Origin of the sequence: Rheinheimera metallidurans (genome assembly GCF_036983985.1) — a bacterium.
GTDB classification, from domain to species: Bacteria; Pseudomonadota; Gammaproteobacteria; order Enterobacterales; family Alteromonadaceae; genus Alishewanella; species Alishewanella metallidurans.
This window is the reverse complement of record NZ_JALAHQ010000001.1, coordinates 567,559-590,851: the sequence shown is the minus strand read 5'-3', so window position 1 is coordinate 590,851 and position 23,293 is coordinate 567,559. Positions and strand designations below refer to the sequence as shown.

Sequence of the window (23,293 nt, the reverse complement as noted above, 5' to 3'; positions counted from 1 at the left end):
TAGCGTTTTTTATTATACATTTAGCACCGTGGTAGACAACCAAAGCGATAATTCATCATTTTACCTTAATGGCGAAGCATGAGCTGATGCTCTAAAAATAGTATTCAATAACATTACGTTTAAACCATCCAGATAAGCTCTTGCCGTTGGCTCTTGGGTAAAGCCAATTACCATACCCTTGACCATAGGCTGATGAATTAAATAAGGTTTATACGCGAGCTGCTGTTTGTTTTCTTGCCACAGATAACCGCTGGCTAAAACATTATCGGCACCAGCAAACCATGCTACGTTTTTACCTGACGCCAGCTTTATTGGTGTATAAATATCATTGCCATAAGCTATAGCTACCAAGTTTTTATGTACGCCAGCGGTAAGCCAATGCTCTTGATCAACTTCGATATTAGCCAGTACACCGGCGACAAAATCTGGGCTTTCTTGCAGGTTTTCGCTGGCTTTAATCAAGCTATCTTTTGAGGTTATTAATTGACCATCAACCATAGCCTCATCGTCTGCGTGCTTCGCGGCTTGCGTGTCAGTTGTGGCTTTATCTTTAAACGCGCGTTCTCTTTTAACATCTAGCAAACCCACTTCAGGTTCAGCGGCAAATTTAGTGGCATCGCCTAAGGTAATTAACACACCACCGCGCTCTACCCATTGCTTAATATTGGCGGCGCCACGTTCACCCAGTACCGCTTTGTAGTCACCAGAAGGTAAAATAAGCACCTGATAATTAGCAAGATCAGCCGATTTGAGCATAGCTGTGCGTATCGCCGTAACCGGATAGTTAAATTGGCGCTCGATAACAAAGCGCGAGTTACCGGCGCTAAGCGAACTGGTGGGTTCATCCCACGCCATAGCAATGTTCGGTGCAATCATATTAACGGTATTGTCACTACCAAAACTGGGGCCTTCGGTAACCCAGCTGGTGTTTACACCCACCACTTGCGCACCGGTTTGTTCGGCTATTTTTGCAATTTTGGCTGCCAAGTCGGCATCATTGCTGCGTTTTTCGATAATTAACGAGCCTGCTGCAAATTGTTGCTTGTCATCTAAAACAAAAGCTTTATCGGCACTTTTAATCACTATATTTTGCAACAACGCAGCGGTTAAAAACCGGCCTGCCGCCATATCACCCCAAGGCACAATAAACCCGACCGTAGCGTCGATATTGCTAACATTGCCGAGCAGTTTGTCATCGCTATTCACCACTTCACTGGCAACGGTTACGGGCTTAGCGCATTGCTCTACGTCAACGTCAAACATTAACGGTAATGACCAACCGGTTATGTCATAAATTTCGTCATGTAATTTACGACTACGCCGACGTTCTTGTTCTTTAATAAACTGGCTGTCCATATCAACCTGCTTGCTAAAGGTTGTAGTAACAAACCGGCCTTTAGGCTGAGCTGTATCAATAAAGTAAGCCCCCGCTTGATATTGCTTGCCACAACTTGAGAACGCTTCTGTGGCCTTAAATACATCAACATCATGCTGCGCCATCAAGGTAGCAAGGCGGTGCGATCCGGCTTTGTTTCGCTCATTGGGAATAATAAAAACCCGGCCATTTTTGTTGTTTTTACCAGCTTCAATGGCAGTTACTTGGTATTGGTAATAATCGTTTAATAATTGTTCATGATTATCGGCTACGGCTTCAGCGGTCGACACCGAGGCAACAAAATGGCGTTGCACCGTATTTAAATACGTTAAATTTTCGCCACTGTGCTTTTTAAACAGCTCACCACGAGAAGATGACACTTCATAAGTAGACGCCGATGCCCCGTAAAAGGTTGGCCAGCTATCGCCGTAGCCAGGGTAAAACGCATCAAAAACTTCACGGGTAAAAAAGTCAAAGCCAAAGCGATCGAAGTGCTTACCGTTGTTTTTACCAATGGTATTCATATTGTTAATTTGAGTTTTGGTCATATGCGGGTTAAACGGCTGGGCCGATGGCGAAAAATAGTAACTTTGATCGCCACCCATTTCATGCAAGTCGATCACGACTAACGGCCGGTAATGGTTCATGGCTTTAATTCTACCCGCCGTTTCTGGCTGAGTTATTGCTAACCAATCTCGATTCATATCAAACAGGTAATGATTAGACCGGCCATTGGGCCAAGGCTCGTTATGCTCGGCACTTAACCTATCACCACTATGCTGCAAACCAACTGTGGCGTAATAGCGGCTAATAAAGCGTGAACGGCCGTCGGGGTTTTGTAACGGGTCAATAAAAACGATGGTGTTGTTTAAAATCTTTTGGTTAGTTGCCTCATTAGGCGCAGCAAGTAAATGATAAGCCATCATCATAGCCGCATCGGTACTGCTAATTTCATTACCGTGTACGCTATATTCTAACCATACTGAAGAGGGTAATTGGCCAATGAGTTCTTTAGCTGTATTTTTGTTGGTTTTACGTGGGTCCGATAACTGCTGCATATTTTTGGCAAAACCATCAAGATCGGCAATATGCTTCGCATTACCTATAGCAGCATAAATAAGCTTTCGACCTTCCCATGTGCGGCCATATTCAACCACTTTTATTCGCTGTGGCTCAGCCTGTTGCAAGGCGTCAAAGTAGCGAAGCATATCGCTATGGCTAGTAATACGCTCACCTACGTCGTAGCCTAACACGCTTTTAAACGTGGGAATAGCCGCATTATATTGGCTACCTGGCCACATAGTGGCGGTATTATCAGCATTGATATTTTTATCAGTAACGACTGCCGTTGCGAATAAAGAGGGTGAAAAAGCAAACAAAGCACTAACAACAAATGAACATACTATAGGCTTATATTTAAATGCCATGATCAGATTAATTCCGTAGCGTAATGAGAGCACTAACCTATCGTTAAGTGAGTTGTTTATCAACCCAAAGCTACTTTTGACGGCAAACAACAACAGCCGATATTAATACGTTAAAATTTATGAAAATTGCCCTAGTGATTTAAAAACTCGAGCCGGGCGTGGCTAAAAACTCAATTTCTTCGGCAGTTGAAGTACGGCCTAAAATAGCATTTCTATGTGGATAGCGGCCAAACTGCATAATTATTGCTTGATGTCTTAATTCAATATTTAAACTACTTTTTTTACCCAGCTGCGCAAATAACTCAACGGCGTGTTGGTGAATATACAACGACTCGCTATGCATAAAAGGCATATACATAAAGGCTTTTTGCTCGGTAGTTAATTCTGTATCTAAACCCTTGGCAATCGCGTTTTGTGCCAACGCCAAGGCTAAGGCATCATAACGAAATGCTTCAGCCGTACCTCTAAACATATTTCTAGAAAACTGATCTAAAACGATAATTTCAGCTAGGCTACCTAACGCACTTGAGCGCCAGCTAGCTAACTCGCACTGTACCGCCTGAGCATGAACCGGCGAAAACTTAACGCTAATTTCCCGATCAAAGGTTTTGCTTTTGCGAAACCACTTCGAATTATTTGGTTTTGTAAACCAAAACTCAATAATGTCTTGTTGCATTGCTCACCCTTAGAATTTCTCTAATATAAAACATGATCAATAAACGCTGGTTAATTGATAGCACAGCACAAAACAGCTGTGTGCTAATTATACAAATAGTTGTTAATGTTATAATTTTTACGAAAAGTTGGAGTGTAATTCAGAGTTGTATTGCGGTGGCGGTGCTAGCGTATTAAAACCAGCGTAACCATTGAACCCCAACCAAACGGCGCATGGTTTTAACGGCGCTGTTATGGCGTAGTTGAAATAAGCAGCCAGCGCTAAAGCTGAGCATTAACCCTGGTGGTGTACCAATAAATTCGCTAGCGCGTTGTTTTAGTAACTGGCTTTCTAGCTGAATGCACTGTTGCTGCTTGCGGCTTTTTTCTGCCAGCCGCGCTACCTTAATGCGCCGTCGTACTAGTAGTTTATCAATCAGCATGGCCTGGATCCTTGTCTTTAACCCGCAACATTCTGCGAATATGCCGCCAAGTTTGCTTAAAACCAACCTGTTTTAAGACATATGCAAGGCTGCGCCAACACCAAAGTAATGCGCCAAATTGCAGGACGAATAGTGCCACCGCAGTTATTGCCAATGACATAGTGGCTTGAAATAGCAGATAACCCAGTAGTAATAGAATACTGCCCCAAAGCAGAATAAGACCGGCACCAAAGAATACAATAAGTGCGGCAGCAATAACTAAACTACGGCTAGATAGCTGCCATTCGGCATTGGCTGTTTGGCCGGTAAGCTTTACTTGCTCGGTATAATTAGCCGTAACTGACCAGCTAATGGCGGCCAGTTCAGTAAGTTGTTCAAAGGCTTGCTCAGCCATGTTTTTTGGCTGAGCAGCTTGGTTATCAGCAGCAGGCGCCTGCTCTGGCGCCTCTGCAGAATGTCGGCTTTGCATAAGCTTGGCCTAGCGACGACGTAGTAAAGCAGTAAATAGCACACCCGCGGCAAAGGCAATACCGGCAGTAGCTAATGGGTTTTGTGCTGCAAGTTCACGCGTTTTGCTGTATGAACTTTGCAGTTGTTGCTTAATCGCCTCTTGCTTTTGCGCAATAGCCTCGGCTGATTCAGCGGCAGTTTTACGTAGCGTGTCTTCAGCCGCTGAGGCTTTTGTTGCTACGTTATCTACCGCATGATGTGCAGCTTGGCTGGCACGTTCAGTTACGGGTGCATTTAATGAACTATTACTTTGCGCTAATGTAGGTTGTGAAGTAGCCATAAGATGTCTCCTTGATTAAGGCTAAAAAATTCAGCACTATGCTGTGAAATACATCTTAACTACTGCAATGGCTATACCATTAATTTAAAACATTGCCAAAACAGTAGCTTAACTATAAAAATAACATTTTAGATATTAACGGCGGCTGACTATTAGCGGTAGAAATTACTTACTTAAAGTAAGCTTTACCGAGTAAGAAAGCAAAAAAGCCAGACTGTACAGTCTGGCTTTAATTATAGCTCTAGCTTTGGTAGAAATAGTTATTTTTCGTGCTGTAAACGCATATGCGGAAACAGAATAACGTCACGAATTGATGCCGCGTCAGCAAGCAACATAACCAAGCGGTCAATACCTATACCTTGGCCAGCTGTTGGCGGTAAACCGTGCTCTAATGCGGTAACGAAGTCTTCATCATAAAACATCGCTTCATCGTCGCCGGCATCTTTTTGTGCCACCTGCTCGCGAAAACGTTCAGCTTGATCTTCAGCGTCGTTTAATTCGCTAAAACCGTTACCTAGCTCTCGACCACCAATAAAGAATTCAAAGCGGTCGGTAATAGCTGGGTTATGGTCGTTACGCCGCGCCAGCGGTGATACTTCAGCTGGGTATTCGGTAATAAAAGTAGGATGACGTAACTTGGTTTCTACCAATTCATCAAATACTTCCATTAAAATACGACCATGGCCATAGTTAGCTTTAACTTCAATGCCTAAACTTTTTGCCAGCTCAGCTACCGACTCGCGAGTAGCAAGTTGTTCTGCTGTAACTGTTGGGTTGTAGTGCAAAATAGATTCGGTTACCGACATGCGTGCAAAAGGCTTACCAAAGTCGAACACTTCGCCTTGATACGGCACTTCAGTACTACCTAAAACGTGCAGCGCTAAACCACGGAATAACTTTTCAGTTAGGTCCATTAAGTCGTTGTAATCGGCATAGGCCCAGTAAAACTCTAACATGGTAAATTCTGGATTATGTCGAGTAGATACGCCTTCGTTACGGAAATTGCGGTTAAGCTCAAACACCTTTTCAAAGCCGCCAACCACTAAACGCTTTAAATACAGCTCAGGAGCAATACGCAAAAACATCTGCATATCTAGCGCGTTGTGGTGGGTTTCAAATGGGCGTGCCGAAGCACCACCAGGAATAGCTTGCAGCATTGGCGTTTCTACTTCTAAAAAGCCTTCGTCAGTAAAGAAACGGCGAATATAGGCTACGGTTTTGCTACGCACTAAAAAGGTATTACGTGATTGCTCATTCGAAATTAAATCGAGGTAACGCTGGCGGTAACGCGCTTCGTTATCGGTTAAGCCATGAAACTTATCGGGTAGTGGCCGCAGCGCTTTGGTTAGCAGGCGAATGTCACTTAACCATACTGTTAGCTCGCCAGTTTGAGTTTTAAATAAATGTCCAGTTGCACCAATAATGTCGCCTAAATCCCACTTTTTAAACTGGTCGTTATATACACCTTCAGGCAGGCTGTCGCGTGCTACATATAACTGAATTTTGCCGCCCATATCGGAGATAGTTGTAAAGCTGGCTTTACCCATAATACGGCGAGTAAGAATACGACCGCCTAGGCTAACCGTTACTTTTTCTTGCTCTAATTCTTCTTTACTTAAGTGATCATATTTGGCAATAAGATCACTTGATATGCTGTCACGGCGAAAATCATTCGGGAACATAAAGCCATCAGCACGCAGCGCAGCCAGCTTATGTTTTCGCTCAGCAATCAGTTTGTTTACGTCCTGTATTTCTTCTTGCTGTTGTGGTTGGTCAGACATAGTGCTTTTCCTGATTGAGATCGAAAGTTTCGATCGTTAACAACTACAAGCCAGCCTTTAAGCTAGCTTCAATAAATTTATCTAAATCGCCATCTAACACCGCTTGGGTGTTACGCGTTTCAATGCCGGTGCGTAAATCTTTAATCCGCGCATCATCTAGTACGTAAGAGCGAATTTGGCTGCCCCAACCGATATCAGACTTGGTATCTTCTAATGCCTGCTTTTCCGCATTTTGCTTTTGCAATTCATACTCATATAGCTTGGCACGCAATTGCTTGTAAGCGTTGTCACGGTTTTTATGCTGAGAACGGTCGTTTTGACACTGCACCACAATATTAGTGGGCACGTGGGTAATACGTACCGCTGAATCGGTTCGGTTTACGTGCTGACCACCGGCACCCGAGGCGCGATAGGTATCGATACGTAAATCTGACGGGTTGATTTCAATTTCAATATCATCGTCAATCTCAGGTGAGACAAATACCGATGCAAACGAGGTATGGCGGCGATTACCGCTGTCAAACGGGCTTTTTCGCACTAAACGGTGTACACCAGTTTCGGTGCGTAACCAGCCATAAGCATACTCGCCAGAAAACTTAATAGTGCAGCCTTTAATGCCGGCTACGTCGCCATCGGTAACTTCATATAACTCGGGTTTAAAGCCTTTATCTTCACCCCAGCGTAAATACATCCGCATCAGTATGCTGGCCCAGTCTTGTGCCTCAGTGCCACCTGAGCCTGACTGAATATCAAGGTAACAGTCATTCTGATCATGGTTGCCGGAAAACATACGGCGAAATTCTAGCAAGCTGAGTTGCTTGTCTAAATCAGCTAATTCAGCTTTGGCTTCTTCAAAGGTTTCTTCATCTTGAGCTTCAACCGCAAGTTCAATTAGGCCTTCCACATCTTCAAGGCCGCGATCTAACGTGTCGATAGTGCCGACAATTTGCTCTAAGCTAGAACGCTCTTTACCTAGCGCTTGGGCTTTATCTGGAGTGTTCCAAATAGCCGAGCTTTCTAACTCGCGAGAAACCTCTTCTAAGCGCTCTTTTTTGCTATCGTAGTCAAAGATACCCCCGAAGCACGTTAGTACGTTCAGTTAGGTCTTTAATGCTGATATATGCCGGATTAACTTCTAACATGCTGTTGTTTGTAACCTTGAATCATGGGATAAAAAATAGGCGGCGATTGTAGCAAATTTATTACTCGCAGTGCACCTACTAAGCATCAATACTCACCATATGTCGTATAATTAATTGCAAGTTTTGTTTGTCGCGATACTCGTTAATGTCTAACTGATAGGCTAGCTGCACTTTTTGCACGTTAACATTCGGCCAAGCTTTGTTATCTGCATTAAACCAAATTGCATCGACTAGCTTGCCATCACCGGTTTGTAGCATCATTTTTAAATGCCTGTCGGCGAGCATTTTTTGACTAACCAGCTGAAACTCACCATCAAATACCGGCTCTGGAAAGGCTTGCCCCCAAGGACCAGAGTTCTGCAATAACTGGGCAAAATCAAGCGCAAAACAGTCAGCCGGCAATTCGCCATCGGTGTAAATAACCGCAGTTAATTGCTCAGGCGTGAGGTGCTTTTTCGCCGTTAAATTTAGCGCTAATTTAAACGTGTCTAGCCGGTCCTCATCAATGGTTAATCCTGCTGCCATAGCATGGCCACCAAACTTTTTAATTAAGCCTGGATACTGAGTAGAAATTTCATCTAATAAGTCACGAATATGTAAGCCATTAATTGACCGCGCTGAGCCTTTTAGCTCGCCGTCATCACCTTGGGCAAACACGATAGTTGGCCGATGAAATTGCTCTTTAATGCGCCCGGCCAAAATACCAATAACCCCTTGGTGCCAATCGTGTCGATATAAACACAAGCATTCCGGTAGTTCTGCCCCATCAAACGACAACTGGCTTAAAAATGCTTGAGCTTCAACTTGCATGCTTTGCTCTATCGCACGCCGCTCGACGTTTAAACTATCTAGCTCGGCAGCATACTGGCGCGCTAGACCTAAATCTTTAGCTAGCAAACAACTTATACCCAACGACATATCATCTAACCGGCCGGCGGCGTTTAAGCGTGGCGCCAGCGCAAAACCAAAATCACTGGCGGTTAACTTTGCCGTATTGCGATTTGCTACGTCTATCAAAGCCTGAATACCTGGGCGACATTTACCGCTGCGAATACGCATTAAACCTTGATACACCAAAATACGATTATTGGTATCCAGCGGCACGACGTCGGCTACGGTGCCCAATGCCACTAAGTCGAGCAGTTCGGCTAAATTAGGTTCAGCTAGGCGGTTTTCAGTAAAATAGTTTTGCTCGCGTAGTTTTGCCCGTAGCGCCATTAATAGATAAAACGCCACGCCGACACCGGCCAACGCTTTACTAGGAAAGGTACAACCTGGCTGATTAGGGTTAACAATGGCATCGGCATTGGGCAACTCGTGCCCCGCTAGGTGATGGTCGGTAACCAACACCTTCACTCCAGCCTTTTTGGCTAGCGCTATGCCATCAATGGCAGAAATACCATTGTCGACGGTAACTATAAGCTCTGCCCCTTGCGCTACCGCTAATTCAGCCATCGGCGGGGTTAAGCCATAGCCATATTCAAAGCGGTTAGGTACTAAGTATTCAACATACTTAAAACCTAATGCGGCTAGGCCGCTGAGCAATACTGCAGTGCTGGTTGCGCCATCGGCATCAAAATCACCGACTACCACAATGCGCTGCTGCTGTTGTAAGGCGTCAATTAACAATTTAACCGCATCATCAATACCTTTTAATGCGCTAAACGGTAACAACGCGCCTGCGCCACGCTCTAGCTGCGCCATAGCGCTAATGCCTCGGCTAGCATATAAGCGCGCTAATATTGGATGAGAAACAGCCGCTAACTCTGTAAAAACGCCGGGCAAAACCCGGCGCTGAATAAAACGATTGATCGTTGTCATAACTATTTAAGATTCTGCTTTTAATTGCGCCAATAATGCTTTTACCGGCTGGTAGCCTGGGATTAACCGACCACTGGGTAAAATTATCGCCGGTGTACCACTAACACCAAATGACTGACCCAATTCATACTGCGCCTTTACTGGGTTGTTACACATCGCGGGCTTAACTGACTTACCTTCTTTAGCGGCTGACAAAGCACTACGGCTGTCTTTAGCGCACCAAATATGTTGCATCTGTAAGTAGGTTTCAGAGTCTAAACCACCGCGTGGAAACGCCAAATAACGCACGGTAATACCCGCGTCATTATATTCTTGCATTTCGTTATGTAGCTTACGGCAGTAACCACAGGTAGGGTCAGTAAATACGTTAATAACATACTTTTCATTTTTAGCGGTATATTCAATAACGTCGTTTTTACTCTCCGCTACCTTTTGCTGAATGTAAGGCCGCATTTGCGCGTCGTTAACCAACACTTTGTTAGTTAAGTCATAAATATTGCCTTCAATAAAATATTGGCCATCTTTTGTCGTGAAAAATAATCCACGGTCAGTAAACACCTGCAACAAACCCGCCATGGGCGCATCAGCAACCGAATTCACTTTTAAATTCAGCTGGCTAAATTGTTGACGAACTTGGTCATACTCTGCTGTAGGAGCCTTAACTTGTGCCTGCACTGAGGCCATTAATCCAATACCACACAAGGCTATTACAAACTTATTCATATTATTTCCTATTCAACGCCTAGGGGCGCGGGTGATGTTGCTGATGCAAGCTTTGTAGCCTAGCCTGCGCAACATGGGTATAAATTTGTGTTGTTGATAAATCACTATGACCTAGCAACATTTGTACAACGCGTAAATCGGCGCCATGGTTTAATAAATGGGTAGCAAAAGCGTGGCGCAATGTATGCGGTGATAGCTCAGCCTGAATGTGCGCTACTTTGGCATAAAACTTAACCCTGTGCCAGAACGTTTGCCGCGTCATTTGCTGCGCTCGGCTACTAGGAAACACCACATCTAGCTGTTGTCCGCCAAGTAAAACCACCCGTACTTCACGCAAATAACGCATTAACCAGTGCGCAGCCTCTTCGCCCATTGGCACTAACCGCTCTTTCTGCCCTTTACCTAACACTCTTACTAGACCGTGTTGCAGGTTAATTTGTTGCATGCTAAGACCAACTAATTCCGACACCCTAAGGCCACTGGCATATAACAGCTCAAGCATGGCTTTATCGCGAAACTGTATTGGGTCGGTTAAGTCAGGCGCATTTAGCAAGGTATCCACATCTTGCTCAGATAGCGATTTAGGTAAGCTGCGGCCTATTTTAGGGTTAAGTAACTGGGTTAGCGGGTTGCTGGTTATTTTACCCGTTTGATGGGCATAGGCATAAAATTGTCGCAAGCTACTTAACGCTCGTGACGTGCTGCGCGGGCTAAAGGCCTTATCTACCCGGTGCGCCAAATACTGATTAACTAATAAGCTATCTACATTAATTAAAGTATGCTGCTGCGTGGCAATAAATAGTGCGAATTTCTTTAAATCTGTGCCATAAGCGCTAAGTGTATGCTCACTTACACCTTTATCTAACCACAACTGATCAAGAAACTCAGTAATTAGCGAAAGATCGGTCGCTTGGGGTTGTGCTACTTGCTCTGCCATGGTCACCCACCTAAAAAACTGCCGCCATGGTAGCGCAAGCCAGGGCTTTGGGCAAAGAGAGGATTTTTCTCGTGCCGCTAATCTGCTACACTGCGCGTCCCTGTATTTGTTCTATCTGCTGTTGCGAGCGCGCTATGAAAATTGGTTTATTCTATGGTTCAACCACCTGTTACACCGAAATAGTGGCAGAAAAAATTCAAGCATTAATTGGTGCTGATACTGTAGAGCTGAACAATATTAAACACATACCGCTAAGCAAAATGGCCGATTACGATACGTTAATTTTCGGCTTATCAACTTGGGATTTTGGCGAAATTCAAGAAGACTGGGAAGCGCATTGGGATGATATCAGCAGCGTTGATCTTAACGGTAAAATTATTGCCATTTATGGTATGGGCGATCAAATTGGCTATGCCGAATGGTTTATCGATGCCGTCGGTATGCTGCACGATGTAATAGCGCCGCAACAATGCAGCCGTATTGGTTTTTGGCCTAGCGCCGGTTACGACTTTATTGCCTCTAAAGCCTTAACCGAGGATGGCGAATTATTTTATGGTTTAGCGCTCGATGATGAAAACCAATACGACCTTACCGATGAGCGACTAAACGACTGGGTTAGCCAAATTTTGCAAGAAATAGCGCAGCAGCTATAGGCGTATTAGAACTTCAAATAAAAATCTTTTAATAACGCTTTATAGTCTTGGCTGTAGCTACCATCGGCGGCGGTAATAATTAGCTGATACTCGGTTTTCGTACTGGGCTGCAAGCGTAAACATAGCAATGCCCGTTGTATCGGTTTATTGGGTGTAGTTTTAACCGCGCAATAGCACGAAATAAACCAGCCCTGCTGCTGGGCTAACGCACAAAATATTTCAGCACTAACCAGGGGTAGTACTACCGCAAAAACCCCCTCTTCTACTAACAATGCTTTGGCTTTTTCTAGCAAGCGAGCAAAGGGTAAACTATCGGTATGTCTGGCCTGATGTCGTCTGGCATCAGTTGCCGGCAATGCTTGTTGAAAGAACGGCGGATTAGACACAATTAAGCTGTAACGTTTATTGCTCTGATAGGTTAGAATGTCGCCCTTTATCAGTTGCACAGCTGTTGGCCAAGGACTATTGGCTATGTTAGTGGCAGCTTGCAAGGCGGCAGTGTTGTCTAACTCGATAGCATCAATAGGATTTGCACCGCAGCTACGTTGAGCTAACATCAAACTGATTAAGCCAGAACCAGTGCCAATATCCAAAATAGGGCGGCCTGGCTGCGGCAACGGCGCAAAAGCGCCAAGCAATAAACCATCAGTGCCGACTTTCATCGCACATTGGTCATGAGCAACATAGAATTTTTTACATTGAAAACCAGCTGACATTAGCACCTCCTGCCGCCAGTTTACGGCGAAGCAGACGCAGTGTCACAGGTTAGGCAATAATGCTGAGGACAAGATGACAACATTCGCAGATTTTCAACTGGACGACGATATTAACCGCGCAATTAGTGCTCGTGGTTATGTCGAACCCACACTGATCCAGGAAATGGCGATCCCATTAGCGCTAGAAGGCAAAGACATCTTGGCCAGCGCGCCTACCGGTACCGGTAAAACCCTAGCCTTTGTGCTACCTGCTATTCAGTACTTACTGGATTTTGGCCGTAAAGACCCAGGTTTCGCTAGAGTGTTGGTTATGCTACCAACGCGTGAATTGGCCTATCAGGTATATGACGAGTTTAAGTTTTTTAGCCAGCACACCAATTTAAACGTAGGTGTAATTACGGGTGGCATTAACTACGGCAGCCATAAAGACACTTTAGAGAAAAACAACGATATTTTAGTCGCCACCCCCGGCCGTTTAACCGAATATTTAGACGAAGAAAGCTTTCAAGCAGATGAAATCGAAGTGCTTATTTTAGACGAAGCCGATCGCATGCTAGATATGGGCTTTATTGGCGAAATGAACCGTATCGTGCTAGAAGCACGCCGCCGCCGGCAAACATTTTTGTTTTCTGCCACATTAGAAGGTAATAATTTAGAGCGTTTTGCTGAAAAAGCGCTAAAAGAACCGGAACGAGTCGAAGCTATTCCGTCACGTAAAGAAAAAGCGAAAATTCTGCAGTGGGTGCACTTAGCTGATGATGCCCAGCATAAACTGGCACTTTTAATTCATTTGCTAAAACAAGAAGATGTTACCAAAGCTATTGTGTTTATTAAAACCCGTGAACGTTTAGCCAGCTTAACTGGCCAGCTAGAAACTGCTGGTTTACGCTGCGGTTGGTTGCAAGGCGAAATGCCGCAAGATAAACGCATGCAAGCGGTAGAGCGTTTTAGTTCGGGTCGGGTTAATATTTTATTAGCTACCGACATTGCCGCCCGTGGTTTAGATATTGACGATATTAGCCACGTTATTAACTTTGATATGCCGCGTACCGCCGATGTATACGTACATCGCATTGGTCGTACCGGTCGTGCGGGCAAAAAAGGCACGGCAATTTCGTTAGTAGAAGCACACGATATGGGAATTCTGGCTAAAGTTGAGCGTTATCATGAACAGAAACTGAAACGCCGTAACATAGAAGGTTTAAGAGCAAAAAACAAAGAAGCCAACGTGCCGGTAAAAAAGAAAAAGCCAACTAAAGCAGCGGCCAAAAAATTAGCCAAAAAAACCAAAAAATAAACTCTTATTATTATAACTGCCACCCCTAAAAACTGTGGCAGTTATCGCATTTATGCCAGACACAGTTGGAATTATTTAGTAAAGCTGCTATTGATAAGCTGAATAAATTATTAGCCAACTGGAGTTGCGTAATGGATAAAAGACAATTTATAAAAAACTGCGCCCTTGCTGCTACCTTAATCCCTTTAGCCAGCTGCGCGAGTGTCATTGCTGCCCCTGCCAGCAAATTAACTAATCGTATTTTACCAGTGCAACTTAATCCTGGCGACACCGTTGCCCTGGTTAGCCCGTCTAAAGCTACTGACAACATGCTTGATCTGCAAATTGCTACTGAAGTCATGCAAGCCTTAGGCTTAAAGGTAAAAACCGGTAAACATTTAGCATCACGCCGCGGCCATTTAGCCGGCACCGATGCTGAACGCGCTAGCGACATCAATGCTATGTTTGCCGATAAAGAGGTTAAAGCGATAATTTGCTTACGTGGTGGTTCTGGTGCGGCTCGCGTTTTACCCTTACTCGATTATCCATTAATTCGTAATAACCCGAAAATTTTACTCGGTTACTCCGACATTACCGCGCTGCATAACGCTATTGGTGCACAAACTGGTTTAGTTACCTTTCATGGCCCTAACGGCACGGGAAGCTGGAATAGCTTTAACGCTGACCAATTTAGACGGGTGTTTTTCGAACGTGAGCTAATGCAGTATCAAAACGTGCTCGATGCTAAAGATGAGCTAGCACCCAGGCAAAACCGTACCATTACTATTACCCCAGGCAAAGTTCAAGGCGAACTGGTTGGCGGTAATTTAACCGTACTAACCTCACTAGCCGGCTCGTCGTACTTGCCTGATTTTACTGGTAAAATTTTATTTATTGAAGACGTTGAAGAAGCGCCCTATCGCGTTGATCGCATGTTAAGCACACTAAAACTGATGGGTGCTCTGGATAAAATTGCTGGCTTTATTTTTGGTGAATGTACCGATTGTCGGCCAAGCGGTGGCTATGGCTGGTTAACTATGGACCAAATATTTGATGACCATATTAAACCACTTAATATTCCGGCATACCGTGGTGCAATGATTGGCCATATTAAACAACAATTTATTTTACCGGTTGGCGCTAAGGTTGAACTTGATGCGACTGCTGGTAGTTTCCGTATGCTGGAACAGGCATTCCAGCCAAGCTGATAGCAGCTAAATATGCTAAGGTAAGCGCAAGTAACATTTGTTTATGGAATTAGTATGCGCTTAACCTTTGCCTTATTTGCCGTGTTTTCATTACTTGCGGTTTATTTACTTAGCTTAATTTGGCCAGCGGCACCGTGGCTGCTCATAATACTCGTACCCATTATTGCTCGTGGTATTGCCGATATTATGCAAAAACGGCATACCTTACTGCGTAATTTTCCAGTAGTGGGTCATGCCCGCTGGACAATGGAATATTTTCGGCCATTTTTACGCCAGTATTTTTTTGAATCGGACACCGACGGCACGCCCATTAACCGGATGCACCGTGACGTTATTTATCAACGCGCTAAAGGCAGCCGCGACTCTACCCCCTATGGCACCAAATTAGACACACAGCGTGTTGGCTATGAATGGATTGGCCATTCAATTGCCGCACTGCATCATAAAGCGAGTGACCCAGAAGCCAGAGTTCGAGTTGGCGGACCGCAATGCACCCAGCCTTATATGGCGAGTATTTTTAATGTCTCAGCCATGAGCTTTGGTGCGCTAAGCAATAATGCGATTAGAGCACTGAATAAAGGTGCTGCAATTGGCGGCTTTTACCATAACACCGGTGAAGGTAGCGTAAGTGATTACCACCTAGAACACGGTGGCGATTTAGTGTGGCAAATTGGTACCGGTTATTTTGGTTGTCGTAATCAACAAGGTAAGTTTGATCCGGTATCTTTTGCCAAAGTTGCCACCCTGCCCAGCATTAAAATGATTGAAATTAAACTATCACAAGGTGCTAAACCCGGCCACGGTGGTATTTTGCCGGCAGATAAAAACACGGCTGAAATTGCCCGCATTCGTTTAGTGGAAGTAGGTACTGAAGTAGATTCACCGCCAGGACATAGCGCTTTTAGTACGCCGCTGGAGATGATGCATTTTATCGCCCAATTGCGCCAGCTAGCAGAGGGCAAACCCGTGGGCTTTAAACTTGCTATTGGCCGCACCAGTGAATTTGTTGCACTATGTAAAGCCATGGTAAATACCGGTATTTACCCTGACTTTATTACTGTTGATGGCGGCGAAGGCGGCACGGGCGCTGCGCCTTTGGAGTATTCCAACTCCGTCGGCATGCCTCTGCGCGAAGCCTTAGCTTTTGTTTGCGATATACTAGTCGGCTTTGATTTAAAAAAACATATTCGCGTTATTGCCAGCGGCAAGGTATTTAACGGTTTTCATATTGTGAAAAATCTCGCGCTTGGCGCTGACATATGCAATAGCGCGCGCGGCATGATGATCGCCTTAGGGTGCGTGCAATCACTGGTATGTAACACCAACAAATGCCCAACCGGAGTGGCCACGCAAGATCCTAAGCTAAGCAAGGGTTTAGATGTTCCAGATAAGGGCAACCGTGTGGCTCGCTTTCATAAAGGCACCGTACACGCGGCAATGGAAATTATCGCCTCTGCCGGCTTAACCCACACCGCAGAGCTAAATCGCTCGCACATTTACCGTCGGGTTAGTGAAACAGAAGTACGTCGCTTTGATGAAATTTACTCTAATTTACTACCTGGCTGCTTATTGCAGGAAGATAAACCAAGCAAATTTGCTCAGGCTATGCAAGAAGCTAGCGCCGAAAGCTTTATGCCACAGCGCTATATCACAGAAACCGAGCAGGGTTTAAAAGCGGTTATTTAACCGCTTAGCGCTCCCAATATGCCTCTTCTAAAACATCTTCGCGTTCAGGTAAACCTTTAGACAACCTGGACGCATTTTCGACAAGAATTTCATAGCTAACACGGTTTGCATATTTACAAATTTGTGCAAATGAGGAATAAGCTAAATACGGCTGCTCATGTTTGCCCGATAACGGCTGCACTTGCTTGTGAAAATGGTTTGCCGCCATATCATGCAAAATGGCCGATAACGCGCCATCGCCAGCACCATTGGTGTTTTTAATGCGCTCTGGCCCACCTAAGTAGGGGCTAATGTGCGAGAATACTTTTAACGGATTAGTGCATTCACGGCGCAACATCGGCCGACTAAACTCGTACTGATTAAAATCAGCTAAACTGGCTGATTTAATCGGGTTACTGCTTTCACGTTTTGCGCTTTCGTCAGTATGGCCGCATAAATACAGGCCTTCTGGCCCAGCGGTAATAAGTACCATATCGGTGTAATCTAAAATAGCCGCCGCCGATTGCAGCGGGTCAACCAACCCCGTTAGCGCTTCAGCTTCTAGCTCATTCATTGCCACTACGTTTACGTATTTTTTTATTGTCGATAAAATAAGTTCGCGATTTTCTTCTACCAAATGCCGGGTACCCAAGCTCATAACAATAGGCACATTGTGCGCCTTCGCTGTTTCTAATGCCGTTAACATCGCTTGCTGAATAGGTTTATCAGTGGCGCGCAGTGGGTACGCACTAACAACAAAGGCTGCAGCACCGGCGATAATATCGTTTGGAATATAGTCGGGGCAAAGCTCATCCATATCGCTGGGGTCAATAACAAAGGTGCGCTCACCGTCTGGCGTAATCATGGTAATACCACGACCTATATCACCAGATACGCCTTGCAGATGATTCATATCCACTTTAGAGCTGGTATGACGCACATAATGATAGGCTGGTGAGCCTAAAGCGATATTGGCCGACATAACACCAAGTAATACCGATTTGTCATCGGCCAGTACTGAATAATTATGAATAGTATTGCCGATAGTGCCACCAGCAAAGTGATCTGAAATTGCCTGATTGTTGATCAGTTCTTGGTAAATAATATTGGCTTTGTCATGCGCAACCAAATTAGATAAACCTTTAGGAATAGCGTGCTTAGTTAAAAACTCATCACTCACGCTTGCGACAACGTCAACAATAGTTTGGTCTAAACCTACGATATAGGTATCAAGCTCTGGCCGTACTTCAAAGCTTGGTAGCTGAGGTTTTGGCTGAGATACGGGGAAGTAATGTTTAATTTTACGCAGGCCGGGAAATTTCATCTGTTACACCAGTGCAAAGCCGCTACGAGCAAAGAGCGGCATTGTAACAAAAAAGCCTGCGCCAGCGCAGCGCTTATTCTGCGCTATGACGTAAAAACACTAACTCTTGTGCACTAGATTGCTCTGCACTATACACGTAGCCGGCACTATCAAAGGTTTTTAGTTGACCGGCACTGGTTATACGTTGCTGAATAATATAGCGAGCCATTAAACCTCGAGCCTTTTTTGCAAAAAAGCTGATAATTTTATATTGGCCATTTTTAAAGTCTTTAAATACCGGCGTGATTAAGCGCGCATTTAATTGCTTAGTTTTTACCGCTTTAAAATATTCTTGTGAAGCCAGGTTAACAACCACATCAGATTTTAATACTGCCAGTTGTTGGTTTAACTGCTCTGTAATACTGCCCTGCCAAAACGCATAGAGATCTTTACCATTATCATTGGCTAATTTAGTGCCCATTTCTAATCGGTACGGCTGCATTAAATCTAGAGGGCGTAATACGCCATAAAGCCCGCTTAAAATACGCAAATGTTGTTGGGCAAAGCTAATATCGTCGTCGTTTAAGCTATTGGCATCAAGCCCTTGATACACGTCGCCATTAAAAGCAAATAGCGCGGCCTTGGCATTATCTTCGGTAAAAGGCGTTTGCCACTGGCTAAACCGAGCAACGTTTAAGCCCGCTAGCTTGTCGCTAATATGCATTAAGGAGGATAAATCAGCAGGTGTCAGTGTTTTACAAATAGCAATCAACTGCTGGCTTTGCGCTAACATATCAGGCTGGGTTACCGCTAATGTCTTGGCGCTAGGTTCAAAATCAAGATCTTTGGCCGGTGATACTAACATCAACATAAATCAGGCGTCCTCATTGGTAATTAATCAAAATACATTTCTGGCAACTGCGGTAATAACTGCTCTAAACGTTGTTGGTTAGCCGCGGTTTTATTACTAAATTCAAGTGCGACCATTGCTAACTTAGCTAGTGCTTTTAGTGTTCTATCGGCCGGAAGCTGGCTTATCGTCTGCAGAAAATTAAGGATCAAAGCCGTATTACAAGGCATAAACATAAAAGCTTGGCGTAATTGGCTAATCGCCTGCGGTATATTACCTGCTTGTGCCTGTTCCATGCCTGCTTGATTCCACTGGCGGATCTCGGTGCGAAGTTGCAGCTCTTGTTTTACCAAAAACTCTGCAGATAAACGTTGATACTCACCCGTTAGATCAGGCTTTTGTGGGGTAAATTGTTTTAATTGGCTAAGGTAGGCTTCTGAATTTTTTATATCACCCAGTGCAAAGGCCAACCTCGCCATATCTAATATTGCCGCCGGCTCTGCCACCACTTTTTCTGCAGACAGCTGTAAAAACTGTTGTTTAGCTTGAGCAATATTACCTTGCAATAACATAAGCCGAGCGCGAAGCACGGCAGTAACTGGCTCAGTCTGTTCGTTAATTAACTTTTGCGGCATCATCGCCAGTGCATCAACCGTTTTTTTAAGCATGGTCAAAAAATCACTTTGTTTGCTACGCAGTGTTTGTTCAAGCTGAATACGAGTTAAGGCAAAATAATAATCGGGCTGATCAAAAGCAGAAAACCGGTATTGTTGAATTAATTTTTGCCAATATTTACTGCTTTCATCAGGCTGGCCCTGCCACAACCAACTGCTTGCTATAACGCTATGCGCAGCTAAATGCGAATTATCTAATTTAAGTAGCTCGACTAACTGTTTTATTGCCAATTCAATGTTATTTTGGCGTAAATACAGACAAGCTAACCACTCTAGCGCTTCTGGGCGAATATCATCTAACTCAAGTAACGGGATCAACAATAACTCGGCAGCGGCAAAACCTTCTATTTGTAAGGTTGCCACGGCTTGACCTAATCTGGCCCAGCTAAAATCGCGCTGTTGTATTACCTGTTCATATAATTTTAATGCCGCACTGTAACTGCCTTCAGCCACGAGCACTTCGGCCATTAAACGCAGCGCCAATAACGAAGTTGAGTTCTTCGCGTTAATAATAGGGTCTAGCTCTAGCTGCGCGGTTTTATAGTTATACTGGCGTAATGCCTGATAAACCTTACGGAATTTAACGCGGTTACTCCATGCTTTGGCTAAACGTTTTTCTAGCTCAACATAAGAAAAGGGTTTTAGTATAAAGGCGTCAGGCGCGCCGTGAATAACACCCAACACCGGCAAGCGGCGCGGTTCAGCACTGGTTAACAGGACACAACAGCCGATACGTAATAAAGCTTGTTGGCTTAACTCGGTAAAAAATTGCAGAGCGTTCTTACCCGCACCTAAATCAAAATCAGCCAAAATAAAGTCAAAGTTATCTTTATTTGCCAGTTGCATTGCCTGTGCGGCATCACTAACAGTGGTAATATTGTCAAAGCCAATTTGTTGCAACATACCTTTAATTGACGCTCGCACGGGCTCACAATCTTCAATTAACAGAAGATTTTTGCTTTTATAGAAACTGGTTTGAAAAATCATCAAGATCCTGTGTTAATTTATATTACATACTAAGCAGGGAAATACTCCCAGCACTAACCCGTTGGCATAGTAACGTACTTCCTATGCGCAACGCTATTGTGGTGATATCACGATAAAAATGGTTTTTGCCATTATGCCTGCCACATTAATTGCTTATTAATTTTAGCCTCACTAGAATGTAACCAAAAATAGGGTAATAGAACAATATGAGTGACTTACTTAGCCAGCTTAAAGCCGTTACTACTGTTGTGGTTGATAGTGGCGACATTACCGCCATTGAGCAGTTTCGCCCAGTAGATGCAACAACCAACCCTAGCCTACTGTTGAATGCTAGCCAACTCGACTTTGCTAAACCTATGTTAAACAGTGCTGTTAGCTATGCTAAAAGCAAAGCGACACAAGCGGCCGAACAACTTAGCCTAGCATCAGTAAAATTTGCGGTGGATGTTGGCACAGCAATTAGTAAGTTAGTGCCTGGGCGGGTATCAACTGAAGTCGATGCTCGCTTATCATTTAACACTGACGCTACGGTTGCCAAAGCGCTGCAAATCATCGCGTTGTATCAAGAAAACGGCGTTAGCAAAGATCGGATCTTAGTAAAAATAGCGTCAACGTGGGAAGGTATCCAAGCCGCTAAATTATTAGAGCAGCAAGGTATTCAATGTAATCTAACGCTGTTATTTCATATGGCACAAGCCCGCGCTTGTGCTGAAGCGGGTGTTTATTTAATTTCACCCTTTGTGGGCCGAATTTTAGACTGGTATAAAGCCAATACTGGGTTAGAGTACAGCGCAGAAACCGACCCAGGCGTACTGTCAGTACAAGAAATTTACCGCTTTTATAAACACCATGGTTTTAAAACTGTGGTTATGGGCGCCAGTTTTCGTAATGCGGAAGAAGTGCTCGCGTTAGCCGGCTGCGATCGCCTAACTATTAGCCCAGCATTGTTAGCCGAGCTTAGCCAACGCCAAGGTAAGCTGGTTGTGCATTTACAAGATAAAGGTGCCGCAGCACCCGCTTTAGCGACACTAACCGAAGCCGAATTTCGTTGGGCATTAAATGAAGATGCCATGGCAACGGAAAAACTTGCTGAAGGCATTCGTAAATTTGCTGTTGACCAGCGCAAATTAGAGCAGATGATCCAGCTCGCACTTTAAATAATACGTTTTATGGAGAAAATAGAGTATGTCAGTTTCGCCATGGCCGGCGTTAAAAACGTTGGCTGCTCAGCAAGACTCATTGCGCCAAGCATTTGATAACGACCCTGTACGTGCCGCTCGTTTTTCTGCGTCAGCCTGCGGTATTACACTAGACTACTCAAAAAACCTCATTAACACGCAAAGTTGGTCAGCTTTACAACAACTGGCCGCACAAAGCCAAATTAAGCCGACACTTAATGCCATGCTTAACGGTGAGTGCATTAATAATACCGAACACCGTGCCGCCTGGCACATGATGCTACGTAAAGCCGATGTTAATGGCTTAACACTTGACGGCGAAGATGTGGGTGCCCAGATCCTTGCCTGTCGCGCACAAGTGACCGCGCTCATTAACCAGTTGCACCAAGGCCAATATTTAGGCTACAGCGGCAAGCCAATAACGGATTTAATTTGGGTAGGTATTGGCGGCTCGTTACTTGGCCCACAGATGGCAGTTGAAGCATTAACGCCTTATCATTGCAGCCCAGTGAAATTACATTTTGCTGGCAATATTGATGGCGCAGTAGTGTCTGACATTATCAAGCACCTTAACCCCGAAACTACGCTAACAATAGTTGCTTCAAAATCTTTTGGTACCGAAGAAACCATTCAAAATGCGTTAACTATTCGCCAGTGGTTTAAGCAGTATGGTGCAGATAGTGCAGCTATTGTTCAACATTTTTGGGCTGCCTCATCTAACATTAGTGCTGCCGCTGAGTTTGGTATTATCGAACAACATATCTTACCTATGTGGGACTGGGTTGGTGGCCGATACTCGTTGTGGTCAGCCATCGGCTTACCGGTGGCCTTGATGATTGGTACTGAACAATTTGCCCAGTTATTGGCCGGTGCTGAGGCTATGGATCAGCACTTTATTCACACACCTTTTAGCGAAAACTTACCAGTAACATTGGCATTGCTGGGCGTATGGTATATCAATGCTTATGGCTGTCAGGCGCAGGCTCTGCTGCCGTACAGCCACTACTTGCGGCTGTTACCCTCTTATGTACAACAGCTGGACATGGAATCAAATGGCAAAAGTGTTGACGTAAATGGCCGCATATTAACAGAGGCAACAGCACCTGTTATTTGGGGCGATGCCGGCACAAATGGCCAACATGCTTATCATCAACTGTTGCATCAAAGCCGTTTAGTGGTACCGGCTGATTTTATATTACCCATAAAACCGGCCCATAACTTAGGCGATCATCAGCAGCGCTTAGCAGCACATTGCTTTGCGCAAACGCAAGCTTTAATGCAGGGTAAAACCTTAGACGAAGCAATGAACGAATGCCTAGCTGACGGTATGACTGACACCGATGCTGCCATGCTGGCACCGCATAAGGTATCGCCAGGCAATAAACCTAGCAATACGTTATTACTGCCAGAATTATCACCGTATTACCTTGGTGCCTTAATCGCTATGTACGAGCACAAAGTATTTTGTCAAGGTGTGCTGTGGCACATTAACTCCTTTGACCAATGGGGAGTTGAGCTAGGTAAGCAGCTATCTGGACCAATTTATCAGGCATTAAGCGGTAACAGAACCGAAACACTAGATAGCTCAACCCAAGCATTAATTAAGCTGTTTTCACACCAAATCAACAATAATAACGCGTAGTTTGTCATATTTGTGTCACTTAGTTGTTTTATTATTAGGCAAATTGTG

Annotated in this window: 20 protein-coding genes; 6 read left to right on the top strand and 14 right to left on the bottom strand. The window is 44.5% G+C overall.

Annotation, left to right across the window (positions count from 1 at the left end; all coding sequences use genetic code 11):
* Positions 1-60: 60 nt before the first annotated feature.
* The 10 genes from MN199_RS02800 to xerD all read right to left on the bottom strand — a co-directional run bounded on the left by MN199_RS02800 (position 61) and on the right by xerD (position 11,093).
* The gene (locus MN199_RS02800) at positions 61-2,802 is read right to left on the bottom strand and encodes a M14 family metallopeptidase (protein ID WP_335738336.1); all 2,742 of its coding nucleotides are present in this window, start codon (positions 2,800-2,802) and stop codon (positions 61-63) included.
* Between the two features lie 139 nt (positions 2,803-2,941).
* The gene (locus tag MN199_RS02795) at positions 2,942-3,478 is read right to left on the bottom strand and encodes a DUF924 family protein (RefSeq protein ID WP_335738335.1); all 537 of its coding nucleotides are present in this window, start codon (positions 3,476-3,478) and stop codon (positions 2,942-2,944) included.
* Positions 3,479-3,650: 172 nt separating this feature from the next.
* Positions 3,651-3,899, bottom strand: a complete 249-nt coding sequence (locus tag MN199_RS02790) for a hypothetical protein (RefSeq protein WP_132582113.1) — start codon at positions 3,897-3,899, stop codon at positions 3,651-3,653.
* Complete coding sequence (locus MN199_RS02785; protein ID WP_132582111.1) at positions 3,889-4,368, bottom strand: hypothetical protein; 480 nt, start codon at positions 4,366-4,368, stop codon at positions 3,889-3,891. The genes MN199_RS02790 and MN199_RS02785 overlap by 11 nt, the downstream gene beginning before the upstream one ends.
* A 9-nt stretch (positions 4,369-4,377) precedes the next feature.
* A complete protein-coding gene (locus MN199_RS02780) occupies positions 4,378-4,689 on the bottom strand; it encodes a DUF883 domain-containing protein (protein ID WP_132582109.1) in 312 nt (103 codons plus the stop codon).
* A gap of 260 nt (positions 4,690-4,949) precedes the next feature.
* Positions 4,950-6,470, bottom strand: coding sequence for a lysine--tRNA ligase (lysS, locus tag MN199_RS02775; RefSeq protein WP_132582107.1), 1,521 nt, complete (start codon positions 6,468-6,470; stop codon positions 4,950-4,952).
* A gap of 43 nt (positions 6,471-6,513) precedes the next feature.
* Positions 6,514-7,612 (bottom strand): peptide chain release factor 2 gene (prfB, locus tag MN199_RS02770; RefSeq protein WP_165907371.1). Its coding sequence is split into 2 segments (ribosomal slippage): positions 6,514-7,536 and positions 7,538-7,612, totalling 1,098 coding nucleotides; the frame shifts between segments, so codons are not numbered across the junction.
* A 78-nt stretch (positions 7,613-7,690) separates the two neighbouring features.
* Entirely contained in the window at positions 7,691-9,433 is a 1,743-nt protein-coding gene (gene recJ / locus MN199_RS02765; RefSeq protein ID WP_335738334.1) for a single-stranded-DNA-specific exonuclease RecJ, read from the bottom strand.
* Between the two features lie 6 nt (positions 9,434-9,439).
* A complete protein-coding gene (gene dsbC / locus MN199_RS02760) occupies positions 9,440-10,156 on the bottom strand; it encodes a bifunctional protein-disulfide isomerase/oxidoreductase DsbC (protein ID WP_132582101.1) in 717 nt (238 codons plus the stop codon).
* Between the two features lie 19 nt (positions 10,157-10,175).
* Positions 10,176-11,093, bottom strand: a complete 918-nt coding sequence (gene xerD / locus MN199_RS02755) for a site-specific tyrosine recombinase XerD (RefSeq protein WP_335738333.1) — start codon at positions 11,091-11,093, stop codon at positions 10,176-10,178.
* A 134-nt stretch (positions 11,094-11,227) separates the two neighbouring features.
* Between xerD and fldB the strand changes: the two genes are divergently transcribed.
* Entirely contained in the window at positions 11,228-11,746 is a 519-nt protein-coding gene (fldB, locus tag MN199_RS02750; protein WP_132582097.1) for a flavodoxin FldB, read from the top strand.
* 5 nt (positions 11,747-11,751) lie between these two features.
* Here fldB and MN199_RS02745 read toward each other — a convergent pair whose 3' ends face one another.
* Positions 11,752-12,462: a tRNA1(Val) (adenine(37)-N6)-methyltransferase gene (locus tag MN199_RS02745; RefSeq protein WP_335738332.1), complete on the bottom strand. Its 711-nt coding sequence runs from the start codon at positions 12,460-12,462 to the stop codon at positions 11,752-11,754.
* Positions 12,463-12,535: 73 nt separating this feature from the next.
* On the opposite strand from MN199_RS02745, the gene srmB reads away from it, so the two are divergent.
* The 3 genes from srmB to MN199_RS02730 all read left to right on the top strand — a co-directional run bounded on the left by srmB (position 12,536) and on the right by MN199_RS02730 (position 16,632).
* Positions 12,536-13,759 carry an ATP-dependent RNA helicase SrmB gene (gene srmB, locus MN199_RS02740; RefSeq protein ID WP_132582093.1) on the top strand — a complete coding sequence of 408 codons (1,224 nt, stop codon included), beginning with the start codon at positions 12,536-12,538 and terminating at the stop codon, positions 13,757-13,759.
* Between the two features lie 131 nt (positions 13,760-13,890).
* The gene (locus MN199_RS02735; protein ID WP_335738331.1) at positions 13,891-14,946 is read left to right on the top strand and encodes a S66 peptidase family protein; all 1,056 of its coding nucleotides are present in this window, start codon (positions 13,891-13,893) and stop codon (positions 14,944-14,946) included.
* A gap of 54 nt (positions 14,947-15,000) precedes the next feature.
* The gene (locus MN199_RS02730) at positions 15,001-16,632 is read left to right on the top strand and encodes an FMN-binding glutamate synthase family protein (protein WP_335738330.1); all 1,632 of its coding nucleotides are present in this window, start codon (positions 15,001-15,003) and stop codon (positions 16,630-16,632) included.
* Between the two features lie 4 nt (positions 16,633-16,636).
* On the opposite strand, the gene MN199_RS02725 is transcribed toward MN199_RS02730, so the two are convergent.
* The 3 genes from MN199_RS02725 to MN199_RS02715 form a co-directional block, all read right to left on the bottom strand.
* On the bottom strand, positions 16,637-17,935 hold the full coding sequence (locus MN199_RS02725) for an inosine/guanosine kinase (RefSeq protein ID WP_132582087.1): 1,299 nt from the start codon (positions 17,933-17,935) through the stop codon (positions 16,637-16,639).
* 73 nt (positions 17,936-18,008) lie between these two features.
* The gene (gene yaaA / locus MN199_RS02720; RefSeq protein ID WP_132582085.1) at positions 18,009-18,785 is read right to left on the bottom strand and encodes a peroxide stress protein YaaA; all 777 of its coding nucleotides are present in this window, start codon (positions 18,783-18,785) and stop codon (positions 18,009-18,011) included.
* A gap of 23 nt (positions 18,786-18,808) precedes the next feature.
* A complete protein-coding gene (locus MN199_RS02715; RefSeq protein WP_335738329.1) occupies positions 18,809-20,425 on the bottom strand; it encodes a response regulator in 1,617 nt (538 codons plus the stop codon).
* Between the two features lie 206 nt (positions 20,426-20,631).
* Between MN199_RS02715 and tal the strand changes: the two genes are divergently transcribed.
* Together tal and pgi are read left to right on the top strand one after the other, a co-directional pair.
* Positions 20,632-21,582, top strand: a complete 951-nt coding sequence (gene tal, locus MN199_RS02710; RefSeq protein ID WP_132582081.1) for a transaldolase — start codon at positions 20,632-20,634, stop codon at positions 21,580-21,582.
* Positions 21,583-21,610: 28 nt separating this feature from the next.
* Positions 21,611-23,245 (top strand): glucose-6-phosphate isomerase, encoded by a 1,635-nt coding sequence (gene pgi / locus MN199_RS02705; RefSeq protein ID WP_335738328.1) that lies wholly within the window; start codon positions 21,611-21,613, stop codon positions 23,243-23,245.
* Positions 23,246-23,293 lie beyond the last annotated feature (48 nt).

Bases quoted from the DNA above. Each gene is read 5' to 3' on its own strand.
- MN199_RS02800 (WP_335738336.1), bottom strand. From the start codon at position 2,802: ATGGCATTTAAATATAAGCCTATAGTATGTTCATTTGTTGTTAGTGCT.
- MN199_RS02795 (WP_335738335.1), bottom strand. From the start codon at position 3,478: ATGCAACAAGACATTATTGAGTTTTGGTTTACAAAACCAAATAATTCG.
- MN199_RS02790 (WP_132582113.1), bottom strand. From the start codon at position 3,899: ATGCTGATTGATAAACTACTAGTACGACGGCGCATTAAGGTAGCGCGG.
- MN199_RS02785 (WP_132582111.1), bottom strand. From the start codon at position 4,368: ATGCAAAGCCGACATTCTGCAGAGGCGCCAGAGCAGGCGCCTGCTGCT.
- MN199_RS02780 (WP_132582109.1), bottom strand. From the start codon at position 4,689: ATGGCTACTTCACAACCTACATTAGCGCAAAGTAATAGTTCATTAAAT.
- lysS (WP_132582107.1), bottom strand. From the start codon at position 6,470: ATGTCTGACCAACCACAACAGCAAGAAGAAATACAGGACGTAAACAAA.
- recJ (WP_335738334.1), bottom strand. From the start codon at position 9,433: ATGACAACGATCAATCGTTTTATTCAGCGCCGGGTTTTGCCCGGCGTT.
- dsbC (WP_132582101.1), bottom strand. From the start codon at position 10,156: ATGAATAAGTTTGTAATAGCCTTGTGTGGTATTGGATTAATGGCCTCA.
- xerD (WP_335738333.1), bottom strand. From the start codon at position 11,093: ATGGCAGAGCAAGTAGCACAACCCCAAGCGACCGATCTTTCGCTAATT.
- fldB (WP_132582097.1), top strand. From the start codon at position 11,228: ATGAAAATTGGTTTATTCTATGGTTCAACCACCTGTTACACCGAAATA.
- MN199_RS02745 (WP_335738332.1), bottom strand. From the start codon at position 12,462: ATGTCAGCTGGTTTTCAATGTAAAAAATTCTATGTTGCTCATGACCAA.
- srmB (WP_132582093.1), top strand. From the start codon at position 12,536: ATGACAACATTCGCAGATTTTCAACTGGACGACGATATTAACCGCGCA.
- MN199_RS02735 (WP_335738331.1), top strand. From the start codon at position 13,891: ATGGATAAAAGACAATTTATAAAAAACTGCGCCCTTGCTGCTACCTTA.
- MN199_RS02730 (WP_335738330.1), top strand. From the start codon at position 15,001: ATGCGCTTAACCTTTGCCTTATTTGCCGTGTTTTCATTACTTGCGGTT.
- MN199_RS02725 (WP_132582087.1), bottom strand. From the start codon at position 17,935: ATGAAATTTCCCGGCCTGCGTAAAATTAAACATTACTTCCCCGTATCT.
- yaaA (WP_132582085.1), bottom strand. From the start codon at position 18,785: ATGTTGATGTTAGTATCACCGGCCAAAGATCTTGATTTTGAACCTAGC.
- MN199_RS02715 (WP_335738329.1), bottom strand. From the start codon at position 20,425: ATGATTTTTCAAACCAGTTTCTATAAAAGCAAAAATCTTCTGTTAATT.
- tal (WP_132582081.1), top strand. From the start codon at position 20,632: ATGAGTGACTTACTTAGCCAGCTTAAAGCCGTTACTACTGTTGTGGTT.
- pgi (WP_335738328.1), top strand. From the start codon at position 21,611: ATGTCAGTTTCGCCATGGCCGGCGTTAAAAACGTTGGCTGCTCAGCAA.